Genomic DNA, 17,780 nt, shown 5'->3' with positions numbered 1-17,780 from the left:
GATTTTGCAATGACGATTTCTCGCCGCGCATTCCTGGGCACGACGCTGGCCGCAGGCGCCGCCGCGCTGCCGTTCCAGCGCGCATCGGCGCAATCCGCGAAATACCGCCTGCGCTACGGCACCGCGTTTCCCGCCAGCCATCCCGGCGTGCTGCGGATCATCGAAGCCTCTGAAGCGATCAAGAAACAGACCAACGGCCTGGTTGACCTGCAGGTCTATCCGAACAGCCAGCTCGGCAGCGAACCCGACATGTTCACCCAGACGCGCTCCGGCGCGCTCGACTTCATGTCGACCTCGGGCGTGAACCAGACGGTGGTGCCGGTCGGTGGCATCAACGCGGTCGCCTTCGCCTTCGAGAGCTACGACAAGGTCTGGTCCGCCATGGACGGCGATCTCGGCAATTACGTCCGCGAGCAGTTCGGCAAGGTCGGCCTGCACGTGATGCCGAAGGTGCTCGACAACGGCTATCGCAACATCACCGCCAGCGCCAAGCCGATCGTGACGCCCGACGATCTCAAGGGCTTCAAGATCCGCGTGCCCGGCAATCCACTGTGGGTCACGCTGTTCAAGACGCTTGGCGCTGCGCCAACGCCGATCAATTTCGGCGAGCTCTATGCCGCGCTACAGACCCACGTCGTCGACGGCCAGGAGAATCCGCTGGCGTTGATCCAGAGCGCGAAGCTGTACGAGGTGCAGAAATACGTCTCGCTGTCCGGCCACATCTGGGACGGGCACTACATTTTCGCCAACGCGATCCGCTGGAATTCGCTGCCACAGGACGTGCGCACCACCGTCACCGCGGCGCTCTCCGATGCCGCCACCAAGCAACGGCAGGACATCCAGGAGTTCAACGAGAAGGCGGCCAAGGAGATGCAGGCCGCCGGCGTCACCTTCAACAAGGTCGACACCAAACCGTTCCGCGACGCGCTGCGCGCCGGCGGCTTCTACACCGAGTGGAAGTCCAAGTTCGGTGCGGACGCCTGGGCGCTGCTCGAAAAATCCGTCGGCCAGCTCTAGGCCTTTAAGCATTGCCAACGACTCCGACCGCCGTCCGCGGTCGGAGAAATGCGCAAGTTCACGCGGCCACGGAGTTTTACGCCATGGAAATGACCGCTGAGACAGAGGCGCCCGCGAGCGGCGCATTCGCGCGGTTCGACCGCATGCTCGGCCGCACCGTCGAAGCGGCTGCAGCCGCGATCGTCGTTGCCGAAGTCGTGCTGCTGGGCGCCGCGACCACCGCGCGCTACGTGTTCGGCGCGCCGCTGGTTTGGTCCGACGAACTCGCCACCGTGCTGTTCGTCTGGCTGGCGGTGCTGGGCTCGGTGGTGGCGCTGCGCCGCGGCGAGCATATGCGCCTGACTGCCTTCGTGCGCAATCTCTCCCCCGCAGCGCGCGCGCGGGTCGATGCACTCGGGCTGATGCTGGTCTGCACCGTGCTGGTCGGATTGATCATGCCGACCTGGGAGCATGTCGAAAGTCGCCTGATCAGCAACATGCCGGTGCTGGAGATCAGCGAGGCCTGGCGCGAGGCTGCGATCCTGGTCGGCGTGCTGCTGATGCTGATGACCGCGGTCGACAAGCTGATCCAGCATGCGACGCTGGCGCAAATCTGCGGCTCGCTGGCGCTGGTCGCAGCCGTCGGCGGCGCATTCCACTTCGCGTCCCCGACGCTGGAGGATCTCGGCAATTACAATCTGCTGATCTTCTTCTTCGGCCTCGTCGCACTCTCGATGGTGATCGGCATGCCGATTGCCTTCTCCTTCCTGCTGGCGACAGTCGCCTATCTCAAATTCAGCACCACGATCCCGGTTTCGATCGTGCCTGGCCGCGTCAGCGAAGGCATGTCGCATATGGTGCTGCTGGCGGTGCCGATGTTCGTGCTGCTCGGCGCGCTGATTGAGCTCGCCGGCCTGGCACGTGCGATGATCAACTTCCTGGTGTCGCTGATCGGCCATCTGCGCGGCGGCCTGCAATATGTGCTGCTGGGTGCGATGTATCTCGTCTCCGGCATCTCCGGTGCCAAGGCCGCCGACATGGCGGCGATCGCGCCGGCGCTGTTTCCGGAGATGAAGAAGCGCGGTGCTTCCGAAGGCGACCTGGTCTCGCTGCTCTCGGCCTCCGCCGTGATGTCGGAGACGATTCCGCCGTCGATCGTGCTGATCACGGTCGGCTCGGTCACGGGCGTGTCGATTGCCGCGCTGTTCACCGGCGGCTTGCTGCCGGCAGTCGTCGGCATGATCGCGCTCGCCGTCGTCGTGTTCATGCAGACCCGTAAGGAGGACATGAGCGCGGTCAAGCGGTTCGACGCCAGGACCAAGCTGAAACTCTTCGCCGTCGCGCTGCCCGGGCTCGGCCTGCCGATCGTGATCCGTTCGGCGGTGGTCGAGGGTGTTGCGACCGCGACCGAGGTCGCGACCATCGGCGTCGTCTACACCATCCTGGTCGGCATGTTCTTCTATCGCTGCTTCGACTGGCGCAGGGTCTATCCGATCCTGGTCGAGACGGCCTCGCTGTCCGGCGCCATCCTGCTGGTGGTCGGGGCGGCGACCGGCATGGCCTGGGCGCTGACGCAATCCGGCTTCTCCCAGCAGCTGGTCGATCTCATGGTCGGCGTGCCCGGCGGGAAGTGGGGCTTCCTCGCGATCTCGGCCTTTGCCTTTGTCGTGCTCGGCAGCGTGCTCGAGGGCGTGCCGGCGATCGTGCTGTTCGGCCCCTTGCTGTTCCCGATCGCCAAGGTGATGGGCGTCAACGAGGTGCATTACGCCATCATCGCGGTGTTCTCGATGGGCCTCGGCCTGTTCACGCCGCCGTTCGGCGTCGGCTTCTATCTCGCCTGCGCCATCGGGCGCGTCTCGCCGGATGACGTGATTCGCCACGTCTGGCCGCATCTCGCCGCGCTCGTCGTCGCACTGCTGCTGATCATCTTCATTCCGTGGATATCGATCGGTTTCCTATGATCCGGAACGGCGCACCCGCTACGATACGGCCGGAGGCGGACCGCAGCGGTCCGCCCGGAATGGAGGCTGATACGCCGCGGTCGAGCAATGAAGAGGCGGGACGCTCCGGCCGGCGGCTTGCCGATCAGGTCTATGAGCGGCTGCGCGACGATATCGTCAGCGGTGCGCTGCCGCCGGGCACGCCGATGGCCGAACTCGATCTCTGTGAGCGGCTCGGCGTCAGCCGCACGCCGGTGCGCGAGGCGCTGATCAAGCTCGCCGATGCCGACCTCGTTCGCATCTACCCGCAGAGCGGCAGTTTCGTCGCGCCGATCTCGCGCGAGGCGTTCCGCCATGCCCAGTTCATCCGCGAGCATCTGGAATGTGCGCTGGTTGCGGAAGCCGTGCGCTTCATCGATGCGACCTCGCTGCGCGAGCTCAACGACATCATCGAGCGGCAGGAGAAAGCGGCGACATCCGCCGAGTTCTATGCCACCGACGAAGAATTTCATCACGCCATCGCCAAGATCAGCCAGCACGAGGATGTCTGGCAGGTGATCCGCCAGACCAAGATCCATTTCGACCGCGTCCGTCACCTCACGCTGCAAGAGGACGCCGGGCATATCCCGCTGCTGATCGAGCAGCACCGCGAGATTCTCAATGGCCTCGCCGAATGCAACGAGGCGAGCGCGGTGGCCGCGATGCGCCGGCATCTGCGCGAGGTGTTTCGCCGCGCCGAGGGCATCTTCGCCCGCCAGGAAGAACACGCCGCGCAGATCGCGGTGAAACGCCGGCCGCGCCGCAAGCAATAGACTCTGCTGCTTCGAACTCACGAGAGAAAAACAATGGAACAGACTTGGCGCTGGTTCGGTCCCGATGACGCGGTGCGTCTGCCGCAAATCCGCCAGGCGGGAGCCTCCGGCATCGTCACGGCCCTGCACCACATCCCCTATGGCGTGGTGTGGAGCGTCGACGAGATCAGCAAGCGGCGCGACATGATCGCTGATGATGCTGAGCTCGGCCTGCGCTGGAGCGTGGTCGAGAGCCTGCCGGTGGCGGAGGCGATCAAGCTCGGCGAGGGCGATCTCGCAGCCCTGTTCGACAATTACCGGCAGTCGATCCGCAACCTCGCGGCCTGCGGCGTCACCACGATCTGTTACAATTTCATGGCCGTGCTCGACTGGACCCGCACCGAGCTCGCGTTCCGCCTGCCCGGCGGCGGCACCGCGCTGCGCTTTAACGCCGACGCCTTTGCCGCGTTCGATTGCTACATCCTGGAGCGGCCGGGCGCCGAGGCCGATCATTCCGAGGACGTGCTCCGCCGCGCCAAGGCTTGGGTCGCGCGCGCCTCACAGTCCGACAAGGATCGCCTGCTCGCGACCATCATGGCCGGCCTGCCCGGCGCCTACGATCGCTATGACGTGCCCGGATTGCGCCGCATGCTCGATCGTTACCACGGCATCGATCACGCCGCGCTGCGCGCCAACTATGCGCGCTTCCTGCGCGAGGTGGTGCCGGCGGCGGAGGAAGCCGGCGTCAGCCTGTGCGTCCATCCCGATGACCCGCCGCGCGACCTGTTCGGACTGCCTCGCGTGGTGTCATCTGCGGATGATCTGCAGTTCATCGTCGATGCCTGTCCGTCGGTGGCGAACGGCATCACCTTCTGCACCGGCGCGCTGGGCGCCGGCGCGCAGAACGACGTGCCCGCGATGGCCGCGCGCTTCGCGCCGCATATCCGCTTCGCTCACCTGCGCAACGTCACCAAGAATGCTGACGGCTCCTTCATGGAGGCCGATCATCTCGGCGGCGACGTCGACATGGTCGCGGTCGTCACCACGCTGCTCAAGGAGCAGGCCCGCCGCAAGCAGGCCGGCAAAGCGAACTGGCGGATTCCGTTCCGCCCCGACCACGGCCACGAGCTGTGCGACGACATCGGCCGCGGCACCCATCCAGGCTATCCCCTGATCGGGCGCCTGAAGGGGCTCGCCGAAATCCGCGGCGTGATGACGGCGGTGGCATCCACCGCCGGTCTGCCGATGTGAGCTGGGAAGTCGGGGGGTGCCGCATGGTTCACCTCTCCTTTGGGAGAGGTCGGCGCGCAGCGCCGGGTGAGGGATTCCGGTCCCTCGTTGGAGCCGCGGCCCCTCACCCGATTTGCTGCGCAAATCGACCTCTCCCCGTCGGGGAGAGGTGAAACGAAACCGAGCCCGTCTATCTAAGCTTCGTCGTCTTCTAATCCCGCCCGGCGTCCATGAAAGCCTGCGCCAGCCGCTGCGGATTGGTGAAGCAGAGTTCGTGGCTGCCCGGTATCTGGACCAGGCGGTACAGCCCGAGCTTCTGCGACAGCCGCGGATGCCAGGGCAGGCCGTGCGGGAGCGCCGTGTCCTCGGTGCAGTTGACGTAAGACTTTGCAATCTGCATTTCCGCCGGGTTGGTCTTCAGCACGATCTTGTCCTGAAACGTCTTCAGCGGGTGCGGATTGAGCACGTCGTAGGCGCGCTGCGCGGTCTCGAGATCGCCGTCATTGATGAAGGCCTCGCGCCAGATCGGGAACGGCAGCACCACCGAGCCGTCGCCGCGCTCGGCATGGATCGCGTCGAACAGCCCGACATATTGCGGCGGCACCATGTCGTTGAGGCTCTCGCCATTGTCAGGCACGAACGCATTCCAGTAGACCAGCCGGCGGATGCGCTCGGCGGCGCGGTCGGCGACGCCGGTGATGATCATGCCGCCATAGCTGTGGCCGACCAGCACGACGTCCTTCAGATTTTTCTCGGCGAGATATTCGACGATGGACTGGATCGCTTCATCGAGCCCGGTGTCTTTCTTGTCGCCGGGGCGATTGCCCTTGATGGTCGGCGTATGGACCTCATGGCCTGCCTTGCGGATGACCGCAGCAACCGGCTCAAACTCCGCCCCGGTATGCCAGGCGCCGTGGACGAGAACGTAAGTCGACATATTGTGCCTCCTGAAGGGGTTTGATTAGATCGGCCGCTTGCTCCAGCCGGCAGGGGGAGGTGCGGCGTTCATTGTTCGGCCGGGGATATTGCGGCGGCCGCGCTATCGGCGCTTGGCTGAGGGCGAACCAAACTGGTCTGGGAGTGAACTCATGCAGCAAATCGCTTCCTTGGCTCGCCCGCAGAGCCTCGCTTGGGATACCGAGGATGTACGGCCGGGCGAACAGTTCGCCTATTACCGCGAGGCGATTTGTCAGGCGTTCATGAAGCTGACGCCGGAGCCGCCCGCTGAACCGCGCTTTGCCGCCAGAGTCGAGGCGATACGAATGGGCCAGGGTGCGGTCAACCGCGTGACCTTCCCCGAACACATCGTGCGTCGCTCGGCTGCTGATATCGCGTCGTCGGACGAGAGCTGCTACTACCTCAACCTTGAGTTGGCCGGTCGCTGCCGCCTCGTGCAGTCCGGGCGCGACGTCAGCCTGTCATATGGTCAGGTCGGGATTTGCGACAGCTCAAGGCCGCTCTCGCTGCTCCATGATCGTGGACCGAAGTTTCAGGTGGCTTCCTTCTGGGTGCCCGCGCAGGCGCTACACGACCGGCTGCCGCCGTCATTCGATGTCATGCCGACGCGCGTATCTGACGATCCCGTGGTCGGCCATCTCATTGCCGAGACGGCGCATGCGCTGAATTCGTCGGCGCTGACTGCACCGGAAGAGGAGAACGTGCGCCTGTTCGGCGTGCTGCTCGATCTGGTGGCGCTCAGCCTGTCGCGCGGTAGCCGCGCGCGAACGGCTGAGGTCGCAGGCCTCGTCGATGCGACCTGGCTGGCGTTGCGCCGTGCGGTCCATCGCAGACTGCGTGAGCCGGGCCTCACCGCTGCTGCTGTCGCTAGCTCGGTGCGCATCAGCGAGCGTTACGTCCACAAGCTGTTCGAGCGCGCCGGCACGACATTTGCCTGTTATGTGATGGAGCGCCGCCTCGAGGGCGTGGCGCGCGACTTGCGGGATCCTGCGATGGCGGGACGTGCGATCGGCGACATGGCGTTCGATTGGGGCTTTGCCGACCTCTCGCATTTCGCCCGGCGCTTCAAGCAACGCTTCGGCTGCACGCCGCGGGATTGGCGCCGCGGCGTCTGACACGGCGCGTCACGCCTGGCGCTTGCTCGCGCGGCGTTGCGCCTCGGCTTCGGCGATCTCGGGCTCGAGCGTCCCGAGACTGACATAGATTTCCGCCAGCGTTGTCTTCAGATCGGTGACGCCTTTCGTCGTGAACTCGCGCACCGCGACCGTCTCGAAATGCACGGCAATCGGGATCAGCTCCTCGACCAGGCTCTTGCCCTTGGCGGTGAGGTTGATCGCGACTGTCCGCGCATTGTCCTTGAGCCGCGTGCGCGACACCAGGCCCTTGCGTTTCATGGTCCCGATCAGCCGCGACAGCGTCGACATCTCGATCGAGGTCATGCCTGCGAGATCGCCGAGGCGCTGGTCGCCTTGCTCCCACAGCGCCGCCATGACGCGATACATCGGCAGCGTGACGTCGTAGCCGGCGATCCGCCGCGAGAACAATTCGCCCATCCTCACGCCGACCCGGTTGAGCAGATAGGGGAGGGAATTGGTCAGCTGGTACAAGTGTTTGCAACCTGTCTTTGCGCAACTTTTGCACGCCGACACTAGCCGATTCACATCCGCCGATCCAACGGATATTTGCATTTGCAAATTTCTGTTGACTTTCATTTGCAAATGCAAATATTGTTCGTGAAAGTAAAGATCAACGAGGGAAGGAGATCGCGATGTCGACGACGTCTGAGGATGTGCGGGCTTCCTTCAAGCTCGCGATGCGGCGCTTTCCCGCCGCGGTGTCGGTGATCACCTCCGCCGACCAATCCCGCCGCCATGGCATGACCGCGACCGCGGTCACCTCGCTGTCGCTCGATCCGCCGTCGCTGATCGTCTGCATCAACCGCGCGACGCTGCTGCACGACATCATGTCGGTCGGCCGCCATTTCTGCGTCAACGTGCTGCGCAGCGACCAGGTGGAGCTGTCATCCGCCTTCAGCGGCGCGGTCGCGCCGGAGCTGCGCTTCGATCACGGTCGTTGGCTCACGTCCGAAGACGGCGTGAGCTATCTCGACGACGCCCAGATCAACATCTTCTGCCGCAAGGTCGCGGCCGTCCCCTACGGCACCCACACCATCTTCATCGGCGAGGCCGCGGCCGTGAAGCTTCGCGATCCGATCGCGCCGCTGATCTACCAGGATGCGACCTACTGCGTCTCCGTCGCGCGTGACGGCGCCGCGCAATCCTGCGCCGCCAATCACTGACCGCAACAAACTTGAGAGGAGGAGGACACCATGAGCATCGCCATCCAGCGCAAGGAGCAGGCCTGGCCGTCGCGGCCCGATCTCGCGGCGCTGAAACTTCGTCTCGCCGGCGTTCGGCCGGAGATCGCGACGCGCGCGCACGCCACCGAGCAGAGCCGCCGCGTGCCCGTGGAGAACATCGATGCACTCCGCGCGATCGGTTATTTCGACATCGTCAAGCCGGCGCGGTTCGGCGGCTACGAGCACGATTTCGACGTGCTGGTCGATCTCAACATCGAGCTCGCCAAATCCTGCGCGTCGACTGCGTGGGTCGCAGGCCTGCTCGCCGCGCATCAATGGCTGATCGCGAGCTTCCCCGAGCAGGCGCAGCGCGATGTCTGGGACTTAAATCCGGATGCGGTGGCGTGCGGCTCCTACGCGCCGGCCTGCAAGGCGATCAAAGCGGACGGCGGCTATCGGCTCAGCGGGCGCTGGTCGTTCGCGAGCGGCTGCGACAACGCGCAATGGTCGCTGTGCGCCGCGCTACTGCCGGCCGAGGCTGAAGACGGTCCGCTCACGCCGGCCTTCCTGCTGGTGCCGTCAACTGACTATGTGATCGACGACACCTGGAATGTGGTCGGGCTCGCCGGCACCGGCAGCAAGACGCTGGTGCTGAACGACGTGCTGGTGCCCGCGCATCGCGTGCTGACCTTCGCGGAGACCACCAGCGGCAAGACGCCGGGCGCCGTGCTCCACGCCGACAATCCTGCCTTCTCGGTGCCGATGCTGTGCAACATCCCGTCCTGCCTGGCCTCGACCGCGGTCGGTGCCGCGGCCGGCGCGCTCGACGACTATCTGGCGCGGACCAGCAAGCGGGTTACCCGCGGCGCGGTCGCAGGCCACAACAACCGTATGGCCGAGTTTCCGACCATCCAGCTCAGGGTCGCCGAGGCGGCTGCGTCCGCGGACGCAGCGCGCGAGCTGCTGCTGCGTGACTTGCGCGATCGTACCGCGACCGTGCGCCGTGGCGAGACAGTGTCGATCGAGGATCGCATCGTCAGCCGCCGCGGCCAATCGTTTGCGGTCAGCCTTGCGATCCGCGCGGCGGAAGCGTTGAACGCCTCGACCGGCGGCGCGGGCCTCGATCTGGCCAACCCGGTGCAGCGCGCCTGGCGTGACGCCAATGCGGTCGGCCGTCATATCAGCATGAACTGGGATGCGGTCGGCACCATGTACGGCCAGATGGCGCTCGGGCTGCCGCCGCAGGGCCAATATTGATAGCCTTGAGAGAAAGGTGATTTGCCAACCGCGCATTCGGCAGGCCATGGTCCTGCCGGAACGCTACGCAGGAACCGCCATGCCGCAGCCCTTTATCTACCAGACCAGCCCGATGCGGGTCGTGTTCGGCACCGGCACGATCAAGGGCCTTCCGGACGAGCTGGACAAGCTCGGCATCAAGCGCGCGCTGGTGCTGGCGACGCGGCGGCAGCAGGCGGAGCTCGGCGATATCGCCGCGCTGACCGGCGGCCGCATGGCCGGATTGTTCGACGGCGCGATCGTGCATACGCCGGTTGCGGTGACGGAGCAGGCGATGCAGGTCGTGCGCGACCTGAAGCCCGATGGCGTGGTCGCGATCGGCGCGGGTGCGGCGGTCGGGCTCGGCAAGGCGATCGCATTGCGCACCGACCTGCCGCAACTGGTGATGCCGTCGAGCTACGCGGGCTCCGAGATGACGCCGGTGCTCGGCGAGACCGTCGATGGCGTCAAGACCACGCAGTCGTCGCCCAAAATCCTGCCCGAGACCGTAATTTACGACGTCAACCTCACGCTCTCGATGCCGACAAGGTTCTCGGCGATCTCTGGCCTCAACGCGATCGCGCATGCCGCCGAGGCGCTCTATGCGCGCGACGGCAATCCGATCACCGCGCTGATGGCGGAGGAGGCGATCGCCAAGCTCGCCTCGGCGCTGCCCGAGGTGATGGCGCGTCCGTGCGACGTCGATGTGCGGTCGGACGCGCTGTATGGCGCCTGGCTGTGTGGCGTCTGCCTCGGCACCGTCGGCATGGCGCTGCATCACAAGCTCTGCCACACCGTCGGCGCGCTGTTCGACCTCCCGCATGCCGAGACCCATGCGGTGCTGCTGCCGCACACCATTGCCTACAACACATCAGCCGCGCGCGAGGCGCTCGGCCGTGCGGCGCGCGCGCTCAGGTCGCCCGGCGCGGCCGACGGACTGTTCGAACTGTCCGCGAAGCTCGGCGCGCCGCGCTCGCTCGCCGAGATCGGCATGCCCGAGGACGGCATCGACAAGGCTGCGGCGCTGGCGGTCAAGAACCCCTACTGGAATCCGCGGCCCGTCGAGCAGGATGCGATCCGCGCGCTGCTCACGCGCGCCTGGTCCGGCGCACGGCCGGAGGCCGGGTAGACTCACACCCCGATCGCGTTGCGCGCGACGAGATCGCGATAGAACGCCGCGCTCAGCTTCGGCACGCGTGCCTGCGTTTCGAAGTCGACCCGATAGAGGCCGAAGCGCTTTTCATAGCCGAAGATCCATTCGAAATTGTCCATCAGGCTCCACAGGAAGTAGCCGTGGACCGGCACGCCCTCGGCGGTCGCGCGCTGCAATTGCGCAAGGTAGTTGCGCAGAAAACTGATGCGGTCGAGATCGTAGATCTGGCCGTCGGTGCGGATCTTGTCTTCCGAGGACGTGCCGTTCTCGCTGATATAGATGCTCTTGATGTTCCAGAGCTTTGCGGCGATGCGCGGCGTCCAGTAGATCACCTCGGGCGCGATCCGCAGCCATTCGGAATTCATGTGCGGGAACGACGCCGGCATCGGCAGCGGTTTCCAGCCCGGCTTCTGCTCGGTCGCGACGATATAGAACTGCGGCGCGTAGATGTTCAGTCCGACGAAATCGACCGGCGTCGAGATGATCTTCAGCTCCTCCGCGGTGAATTTCGGCGCATTGGCGCCAGCATATGCGAGGTAGCCCTCGGTGTATTGGCCCTCGAGCACGACGCCGAGGAAGCTCGAATTGAATTCGCGGGTCGCGATCTCGGTAGCGCGGATGTTCTCCGGCGTGTTGATCGCGGGCACGCAGGCGGTGATGTTCTCGGCCGGGCCGACGCGGGTGCCGGGGCGGCCCTTGGCGCGGATCGCCTGCACGGCGAGGCCGTGGGCAAGCGCGACGTGGTGCCGGGCCTGATTGACCTCGCCGATCGGCAGCGTCAGCCCGGGCGCATCGATGCCGAGCTCGTAGCCGAAGGGCAGGAAACGTCCGACCTCGTTGAGGGTGAAGATGTTCTTCACCCGGTCGGTCAGCCGCTCCGCCACATAGCCGGCATACTCGCCGAACGCCTTGGACGTCTCGCTGGATCGCCAGCCGCCGACGCGGTCCTGCAGCGCCTGCGGCAGGTCCCAGTGATAGAGCGTGGCGTAGGGCTCGATGCCGTTGGCGAGGAGCTCATCGACCAGGCGATTGTAAAAATCGAGCCCCTTCGGGTTCGGCGATCCCGTGCCGTCGGGAAACACCCGCGGCCATGCGATCGAGAAGCGATAGGCCTTGACGCCAAGGTCCTTGATGAGGCGGACGTCCTCCTTGTAGCGATGATAGTGATCATTGGCGCGGTCGCCGGTGGTGCCGTCCTCGATCTTGCCCGGCGTATGGCTGAATGTATCCCAGATCGATTTGCCGCGGCCGTCCTCATCGACCGCGCCTTCGATCTGGTAGGACGAGGTCGCGGTGCCCCACAGGAAGCCGTCGGGAAACTGCAGCGTGCCGGGCGACGTGCTGTTTGCCTGCGGCGCGTCTGCTGCACCTGCCGGCGCCGACAGGCCGAGCGCGGAGAGGCCTGCCATCCGCGCGAACTGCCGGCGCGAGAACTTACCGAACATTGCTAACTCCCATGGGGGACACATCGAGCTGATAGGCGGAAATGCGGTCGATCTCGAAGGCGACGGTGACGGGCGATTCCCCGTCGACGAAGCCGACGCCGCCGAAGAACTTCGAGCCCATCGCCAGGTTGACGATCATGTACATGGGATCGTCGAAGCCGATCGGGACCCGGATATCCGACACCGGCTTGCGGTCGATGAAATAGATCAGCCGGTCCGGCTCCCACAGCACTCCGTAATTGTGGAAGTCGGCCTCAGCACCGGGCACGGTGAAATCGAAGCCGCAATGTTCGATGCGGCCGGTCGCCGGGATCCGCCAATGCGTCGTCATCACGAGATCGCCGGGCCGCTGTCCGCGGCCTTCCACCGTGTCGATCTCCGGCGGCCAGCCGCCGTCATCGGCGAGCAGCCAGAACGCCGGCCACACGCCGGTGCCGATCGGGATTTTTGCGCGGATTTCGAAGTAGCCGTATTTCTGCGCGAAGGTGCCCTGGGTGGTCAGGATGCCCGAGGTGTACTCGTTGTTGAACAGCACGGCCTTCAGCTCGGGCGGCGTGCGGCTCGCGGTGATCGACAGCACGCCGTTCTCGACCCGGAACGGGTCAAGCCCGAGCGGCGTGGTGCCGCGGCCGGCATAGCGCGGGTCGACATAGATCTGCTGCTCGCCATTGGCCGAGGTCTTGCGCTTGAAGTCGGAGCCGTCGCCGCCCCAATAGCGCGCCTCCGGCCAGGCCGCGCCGCCGGCGTAATGCGGGACCCAGCGGCCGGTCGAGAGCGGATGCGCATCGAAATCGTCATGGAAGGTCCGGTGCATCGGCAGGAAGGTCAGCTCTGTTGGTCCTAGCGTGTCGACCTGGCGGCACTGGATCATCGCGGGGTCCGTTGTGACAGGCAAAGCGAGCTGCAGCGGCGCGTCATCGGGATCATCGGTTGCAAGGGCCGGCGTCAGGACGGCAACGAGGCCGAGGGTCATCAGGACTCTGGCTGTGAATACGCCGATCATCAGGGGATAGAGACGGCAATGAGAAATGGTTAGCTGAGGTTAACCTTTCATCCCATCGCCGGGCAACCGCCGCATGACCATGCCGGTCTGCGACACAATTCCCGTGACAAATCGCGGAGTTAACGCCCCGCCAACGATCGTTGGTGGAACCCCGGTCTTCAACTGAATCTTAGCGGCTTCGGCCTAGGGTCGGACGATTGCCTGGATGGTGCGTGCTTCGATGAAGTTGCGGCGGCCCTTTTTGACGAAGCTGGCGATGGTCGCGGTGAGCCTTGCCGTGTTCGCGACCGGTGGGCATTTCATTGCGACCGGCGCCATCAACAGGCAGCAGACCAGGCAGCTCGAGGAACTCGCCAACATCGCGCTCCGCCGTTCCGAGGTCGCGGTCGATTTCGGCGTGGCGACCCTCGACGACGTGATGCGGCGCGGCCCGATGAACTGCAACTCGGCGTCGCTGCAGGCGGTCCGCCTTCAGGTCTATCAGCGCTCGGCGGTCAAGGACATCCGGCTCGTCACCCGCGAAGGCTCGGTGATCTGCTCGGCCTATTCCGAGACGCTCGAATTCGACAATGAGTGGGTCAAGCGCACGGACATGCTGCGCACCGGCGATCGCGGTCCGATGCTGTTCCGCGTCGACCAGATCAACGGCGTCGCGCTCGGCGTGCTCAAGGACATCGACGACACAAATTCGCTGGTTGCCATTCTCGGCGTCAGCGCCTCGCTGTTCGACATCCTGCCGGCGGAGTTGCGCGACCATGGCGAGGTGATGGTCCGCCTCGAGCGCGGCGCCGACATCGGCCGCTTCGCGCCGGCCGCGGGCCTCGATGTGCCCGATCTCGTGGCGTTCAGCGCCACGTCGCATCGCTATCCCCTGCATGCGACCGTGCGGGTGGCGCCGCAGGCGCTGCAGTCGTGGAACAGGGATGGCTATTGGCCGGTGATGCTGATCGCGGTTGGCCTTGGCCTCGTGTTCGGCCTGCTGCTGACGCGCACGGTCCGGCAGCTGGAAGGTCCGATCGCCGACATCGATCGCGGGCTCGCGCGCCGCGAGTTCAAGCCCTATTTCCAGCCGACCTTCGATCTGCGCTCCGGCGAGATCAAGGGCTGCGAGGTGCTGGCGCGCTGGGTGCACGCCGACGGCAGCATCACGCCGCCGATGAACTTCATCCCGCTTGCGGAATCCTCGGGGCGGATCGAGGCGATCACCTGGCAAATCCTCGGCGAGGCGCTGAAGGTGCTGCGCCCGCGGATGACTGACGACAAATACTTCAAGATGTCGATCAACATCACCCCGCGGCATCTGGTGAGCGAGGGCTTTGTCGACCGCCTGCGCAGCGAGGTCCGCGACGGCGGCGTGGCCGCGCGGCAGATTGTGCTCGAGGTGACCGAGCGCGAGGCATTCGCGGATCTGGAAAAGGCGGCGACCATCGTCGAGGAATTGCGCGAGTACGGCTTCAGGGTCGCGATGGATGACGTCGGCGTCGGCCACAGCGGCCTGTCGCAGATCAAGCGGCTCGGCGTCAACACGATGAAGATCGACAAGTTCTTTGTCGACACCATCGCCCAGGACGGCCCGGCCGCCACCATTGTGGAAATGCTGGTGCGACTCGCCGCCAAGCTGAAGATGACCGTGATCGCCGAAGGCATCGAGACGGTCGAGCAGCGTCAGGCGCTGCTCGCCTGCGGCGTCGAGGACGGCCAGGGCTATCTGGTGTCGCCGCCGCTGCCCTTTGCCAAGTTCGATGACTTCCTGATCCGCCATGCGGTCAAGCTGGACGCCGAAGCGACCGTGCGCGACGCCTCGCGGGTCGCGTAGTTGTCAGTATCGCTGCGGCGGTTTCTCGCCTAGATTTCGGCTCGCATGGTCCGCACCCGGGCCGTAGACGGCCATCTCAGCAATGTCTCCCGCGAGCCGCAGTTCATGACCCTGTCAACTCATCTCCGTCGTCTCGGAGCGTCGGTCGTCCTGACACTGTTGATGGTGCTCGGCGCGCAGGCTGAGCCGATCTATTCCTTCGACACCACGCCCGGTAAGCTGCCGAAGACCGTGATCCCCGTTCACTATGCGGTCGAGCTCACGCCGGATTTCTCGACGCTTGCGTTGCCCGGCGTCGAAATCGTCGATGTCGAGGTGCGCGAACCGACCGCGCAGGTGACGCTGAACGCGATCAGCACAAGCTTTGCCTCCGCGACCGTCGATGATGGCGCACAGCAGGCGGACGTGACGCTCGATGCTGCCGCGCAGACCGCGACGCTGACATTTCCGAAGCCGCTCGCCGTGGGCCCGCACAAGCTCCGCATCGCCTTCACCGCCCAGATCAACAAGTTCGGCACCGGCCTGTTCATCGTCGACTACCCGACGGAAGCCGGCCTCAAGCGGCTGATCTCGAGCAAGCTCGAGCCTGCCGACGCGCGGCGGATTTTCCCGTGCTTTGACGAGCCGGCGTTCAAGGCAAGCTTCGCGCTAGAGGTCACGATCCCGCGCAACCTGATGGCGGTTGGCAACATGCCCGTCACCACCGAGGAGCCGGTGGCGGACAATCTGAAGAAGGTCACATTCGCGCCGACGCCGAAGATGTCGAGCTATCTGTTCGTGCTCACCATCGGCGAGCTGGAGCGGCAGACCGTGGACGCCGATGGTGTGACCATTGGCGTGGTGACAACGGTTGGCAAGAGCGGGCAGGGCCGCTACGCGCTCGACAGCGCGGCAAGACTGCTGGCCTATTACAACGACTATTTCGGCGTGAAATATCCGCTGCCAAAGCTCGACCTGATCGCGGTGCCCGGTGGCTTCGGCGGCGCGATGGAGAACTGGGGCGGTATCACCTTCTTCGAGAGCCGGCTGCTGTTCGATCCCGCCGTCAACGCCGACTCGGCGCGGCGCGGCATCTTCGGCATCATCGCCCACGAGATGGCGCATATGTGGTTCGGCGATCTCGTCACCATGGGCTGGTGGGACAATCTCTGGCTCAACGAGGGTTTTGCCAGCTGGATGGCGACCAAGGCGTCGGATCAGTTCAATCCGCAATGGCAGGGTTGGCGCAGCGCCTATGGCGGCAAGCAGTTCGCCATGAGCCTGGACGCGCGGCGGACCTCGCATCCGATCCAGCAGCCGGTCGCCGATCACAGCGAGGCGACCATCGCCTTCGACGCCATCACCTACAACAAGGGCCAGGCGTTCATCCGGATGCTCGAGACTTACCTTGGCGAGCAGGCGTTCCGCCACGGCATCCGCAAATACATGGCCGCGCACGCCTACGGCAACAGCACGACCGCCGATCTCTGGCAGGCGCTGGAGGCGGCCGCCGGCAAGCCGATCACCGGCATTGCCGCGTCGTTCACCGAGCAGGAGGGCGTGCCGCTGATCGTCGCCGAGACGAGGTGCAACGGCGACGACCAAATCCTCTCGCTCCGGCAGGATCGTTTCATCATCGCGCCGCGCAATGTCGACGTCTCGGCGTTGCCGGTGCACAAATGGCAGATTCCCGCCGCGGTCGGGCCGGTGGTCGGCAAGCCGCCGGAGGAAATGCTGCTGCAAGGCAGCGCGGAGATTCCAGCGGGAACTTGCGGCGAGGCCTACAAGGTCAATCTCGGCGACATCGGCTATTTTCGCGTGGACTACGGTTCGGGCAGCCGTGCCGCGTTGCTGAAGGCGCTGCCGCAGATGTCGGTCGACGACCGCCTCAACATCGTCAGCGACAGTTGGGCGCTGGTGCAGGCCGGCCGAGACGAGCCGTCATCCTATCTCGCGCTGGTCGATGCGCTCGATATCGGCGATCACCGCGTGGTGTGGGAGCAGGTGATTTCCTCGCTCGCCAATCTCAACCGGCTGGCGCGGGATCGCGCCGAGCGGCCGGCGATCCAGGCCTATGCGCGCGCCAAGCTGCGCCCGCTGCTCGACCGGGTCGGCTGGGACGGCAGCGGCTCCGGCGACGACGACATCACGCTGCTGCGCGCCAGCGTGATCCGCGCGCTCGGCGATTTCGGCGACGAGACCGTGCAGGCCGAGGCGAAACGGCGGTTTGCCGCGTTCCTGCAGGACCCGAAGACGCTGCCGAACGCGCTGCGCGATGCCGTCACCCATATCGTCGGCCTCGATGCCGATCGCGCCACCTATGACACGCTGCTGGCTTTGGCGCGCAAGAGCACGGCGGTCAACGAGCGCGTGCGCTATTATTATGCCGCCGCGGCGGCGCGCGACGCTGACCTCGCGCGCGCGACATTGGCGTTGACGCTGACCGATGAATTGCCCGGCACGCTCGTGCCCGGCATCTTCAGCACGGTCGGATTCTCCGGCGAGCACTTGCAACTGGCCTGGGATTTCGTGCGGAGCCATTTCGACGTGCTGCTCGCCAGGCAGGGGCCCGGCTTCCGCGACCAGTTCGTTCCGAACTTCATGTCCGGCTTTACCGACGAAGCCCATGCGGCCGAACTCGCAAACTTCGCCCCAACGCAGTCGACCAGCGGCGGCCGCCTGATGACGGCGCGTGCGACGGAATCGATCGCGATCGCGGCAGACTTCAGGGCGCGTGCGCTACCCGCGGTCGACGACTGGATCAAGTCGCGCAAGCCGTAAGGCCCGGACAGGGCCTCAGGTCCTCGCGTTGCGGATCATGTTCGTGGCATGAAGGAACGAAATGCCCTTGGCTTGATTGGGAGTAAGCCATCATGGTACCCCAAGGCATCCTCAA

General features: G+C 65.5%; 14 protein-coding genes. 10 read left to right on the top strand and 4 right to left on the bottom strand.

Annotated elements, in window-relative coordinates; translation table 11 throughout:
- The first annotated feature begins 9 nt into the window (after positions 1-9).
- The 4 genes from JQ604_RS31730 (at position 10) to uxuA (ending at position 4,978) form a co-directional block, all read left to right on the top strand.
- Complete coding sequence (locus JQ604_RS31730; RefSeq protein WP_212364636.1) at positions 10-1,017, top strand: TRAP transporter substrate-binding protein; 1,008 nt, start codon at positions 10-12, stop codon at positions 1,015-1,017.
- A gap of 83 nt (positions 1,018-1,100) precedes the next feature.
- The gene (locus JQ604_RS31725) at positions 1,101-2,957 is read left to right on the top strand and encodes a TRAP transporter large permease subunit (protein WP_212364635.1); all 1,857 of its coding nucleotides are present in this window, start codon (positions 1,101-1,103) and stop codon (positions 2,955-2,957) included.
- A complete protein-coding gene (locus JQ604_RS31720; protein ID WP_249158947.1) occupies positions 2,954-3,748 on the top strand; it encodes a GntR family transcriptional regulator in 795 nt (264 codons plus the stop codon). Before JQ604_RS31725 ends, JQ604_RS31720 begins: the two co-directional genes overlap by 4 nt.
- A gap of 33 nt (positions 3,749-3,781) precedes the next feature.
- Positions 3,782-4,978 carry a mannonate dehydratase gene (uxuA, locus tag JQ604_RS31715; protein WP_212364634.1) on the top strand — a complete coding sequence of 399 codons (1,197 nt, stop codon included), beginning with the start codon at positions 3,782-3,784 and terminating at the stop codon, positions 4,976-4,978.
- A gap of 190 nt (positions 4,979-5,168) precedes the next feature.
- On the opposite strand, the gene JQ604_RS31710 is transcribed toward uxuA, so the two are convergent.
- Positions 5,169-5,894 (bottom strand): alpha/beta hydrolase, encoded by a 726-nt coding sequence (locus JQ604_RS31710; RefSeq protein ID WP_212364633.1) that lies wholly within the window; start codon positions 5,892-5,894, stop codon positions 5,169-5,171.
- A gap of 151 nt (positions 5,895-6,045) precedes the next feature.
- Between JQ604_RS31710 and JQ604_RS31705 the strand changes: the two genes are divergently transcribed.
- On the top strand, positions 6,046-7,029 hold the full coding sequence (locus tag JQ604_RS31705) for a helix-turn-helix domain-containing protein (RefSeq protein ID WP_212364632.1): 984 nt from the start codon (positions 6,046-6,048) through the stop codon (positions 7,027-7,029).
- A gap of 9 nt (positions 7,030-7,038) precedes the next feature.
- Here JQ604_RS31705 and JQ604_RS31700 read toward each other — a convergent pair whose 3' ends face one another.
- Positions 7,039-7,521 carry a MarR family winged helix-turn-helix transcriptional regulator gene (locus tag JQ604_RS31700; protein ID WP_212364631.1) on the bottom strand — a complete coding sequence of 161 codons (483 nt, stop codon included), beginning with the start codon at positions 7,519-7,521 and terminating at the stop codon, positions 7,039-7,041.
- 161 nt (positions 7,522-7,682) lie between these two features.
- On the opposite strand from JQ604_RS31700, the gene JQ604_RS31695 reads away from it, so the two are divergent.
- The 3 genes from JQ604_RS31695 to JQ604_RS31685 all read left to right on the top strand — a co-directional run bounded on the left by JQ604_RS31695 (position 7,683) and on the right by JQ604_RS31685 (position 10,617).
- Positions 7,683-8,213, top strand: coding sequence for a flavin reductase family protein (locus JQ604_RS31695; RefSeq protein WP_212364630.1), 531 nt, complete (start codon positions 7,683-7,685; stop codon positions 8,211-8,213).
- A gap of 30 nt (positions 8,214-8,243) precedes the next feature.
- The gene (locus JQ604_RS31690; RefSeq protein ID WP_212364629.1) at positions 8,244-9,470 is read left to right on the top strand and encodes an acyl-CoA dehydrogenase family protein; all 1,227 of its coding nucleotides are present in this window, start codon (positions 8,244-8,246) and stop codon (positions 9,468-9,470) included.
- A 79-nt stretch (positions 9,471-9,549) separates the two neighbouring features.
- On the top strand, positions 9,550-10,617 hold the full coding sequence (locus tag JQ604_RS31685) for a maleylacetate reductase (protein WP_212364628.1): 1,068 nt from the start codon (positions 9,550-9,552) through the stop codon (positions 10,615-10,617).
- Positions 10,618-10,619: 2 nt separating this feature from the next.
- On the opposite strand, the gene JQ604_RS31680 is transcribed toward JQ604_RS31685, so the two are convergent.
- On the bottom strand, positions 10,620-12,086 hold the full coding sequence (locus JQ604_RS31680) for a GH1 family beta-glucosidase (RefSeq protein WP_212364627.1): 1,467 nt from the start codon (positions 12,084-12,086) through the stop codon (positions 10,620-10,622).
- Entirely contained in the window at positions 12,076-13,089 is a 1,014-nt protein-coding gene (locus JQ604_RS31675) for a glycoside hydrolase family 16 protein (protein WP_212364626.1), read from the bottom strand. The genes JQ604_RS31680 and JQ604_RS31675 overlap by 11 nt, the downstream gene beginning before the upstream one ends.
- A gap of 241 nt (positions 13,090-13,330) precedes the next feature.
- Between JQ604_RS31675 and JQ604_RS31670 the strand changes: the two genes are divergently transcribed.
- Complete coding sequence (locus tag JQ604_RS31670; protein ID WP_349631166.1) at positions 13,331-14,905, top strand: EAL domain-containing protein; 1,575 nt, start codon at positions 13,331-13,333, stop codon at positions 14,903-14,905.
- Between the two features lie 105 nt (positions 14,906-15,010).
- Entirely contained in the window at positions 15,011-17,665 is a 2,655-nt protein-coding gene (locus JQ604_RS31665) for a M1 family metallopeptidase (RefSeq protein WP_212364625.1), read from the top strand.
- Positions 17,666-17,780: the final 115 nt, after the last annotated feature.

It is taken from the genome of Bradyrhizobium jicamae (assembly GCF_018130695.1).
In the GTDB taxonomy this organism is placed as follows: Bacteria; Pseudomonadota; Alphaproteobacteria; order Rhizobiales; family Xanthobacteraceae; genus Bradyrhizobium; species Bradyrhizobium jicamae_B.
The sequence above is the reverse complement of the archived record's forward strand: the minus strand, read 5'-3'. Positions and strand labels throughout refer to the sequence as shown.

Bases quoted from the DNA above. Each gene is read 5' to 3' on its own strand.
- JQ604_RS31730 (WP_212364636.1), top strand. From the start codon at position 10: ATGACGATTTCTCGCCGCGCATTCCTGGGCACGACGCTGGCCGCAGGC.
- JQ604_RS31725 (WP_212364635.1), top strand. From the start codon at position 1,101: ATGGAAATGACCGCTGAGACAGAGGCGCCCGCGAGCGGCGCATTCGCG.
- JQ604_RS31720 (WP_249158947.1), top strand. From the start codon at position 2,954: ATGATCCGGAACGGCGCACCCGCTACGATACGGCCGGAGGCGGACCGC.
- uxuA (WP_212364634.1), top strand. From the start codon at position 3,782: ATGGAACAGACTTGGCGCTGGTTCGGTCCCGATGACGCGGTGCGTCTG.
- JQ604_RS31710 (WP_212364633.1), bottom strand. From the start codon at position 5,894: ATGTCGACTTACGTTCTCGTCCACGGCGCCTGGCATACCGGGGCGGAG.
- JQ604_RS31705 (WP_212364632.1), top strand. From the start codon at position 6,046: ATGCAGCAAATCGCTTCCTTGGCTCGCCCGCAGAGCCTCGCTTGGGAT.
- JQ604_RS31695 (WP_212364630.1), top strand. From the start codon at position 7,683: ATGTCGACGACGTCTGAGGATGTGCGGGCTTCCTTCAAGCTCGCGATG.
- JQ604_RS31690 (WP_212364629.1), top strand. From the start codon at position 8,244: ATGAGCATCGCCATCCAGCGCAAGGAGCAGGCCTGGCCGTCGCGGCCC.
- JQ604_RS31685 (WP_212364628.1), top strand. From the start codon at position 9,550: ATGCCGCAGCCCTTTATCTACCAGACCAGCCCGATGCGGGTCGTGTTC.
- JQ604_RS31680 (WP_212364627.1), bottom strand. From the start codon at position 12,086: ATGTTCGGTAAGTTCTCGCGCCGGCAGTTCGCGCGGATGGCAGGCCTC.
- JQ604_RS31675 (WP_212364626.1), bottom strand. From the start codon at position 13,089: ATGATCGGCGTATTCACAGCCAGAGTCCTGATGACCCTCGGCCTCGTT.
- JQ604_RS31665 (WP_212364625.1), top strand. From the start codon at position 15,011: ATGACCCTGTCAACTCATCTCCGTCGTCTCGGAGCGTCGGTCGTCCTG.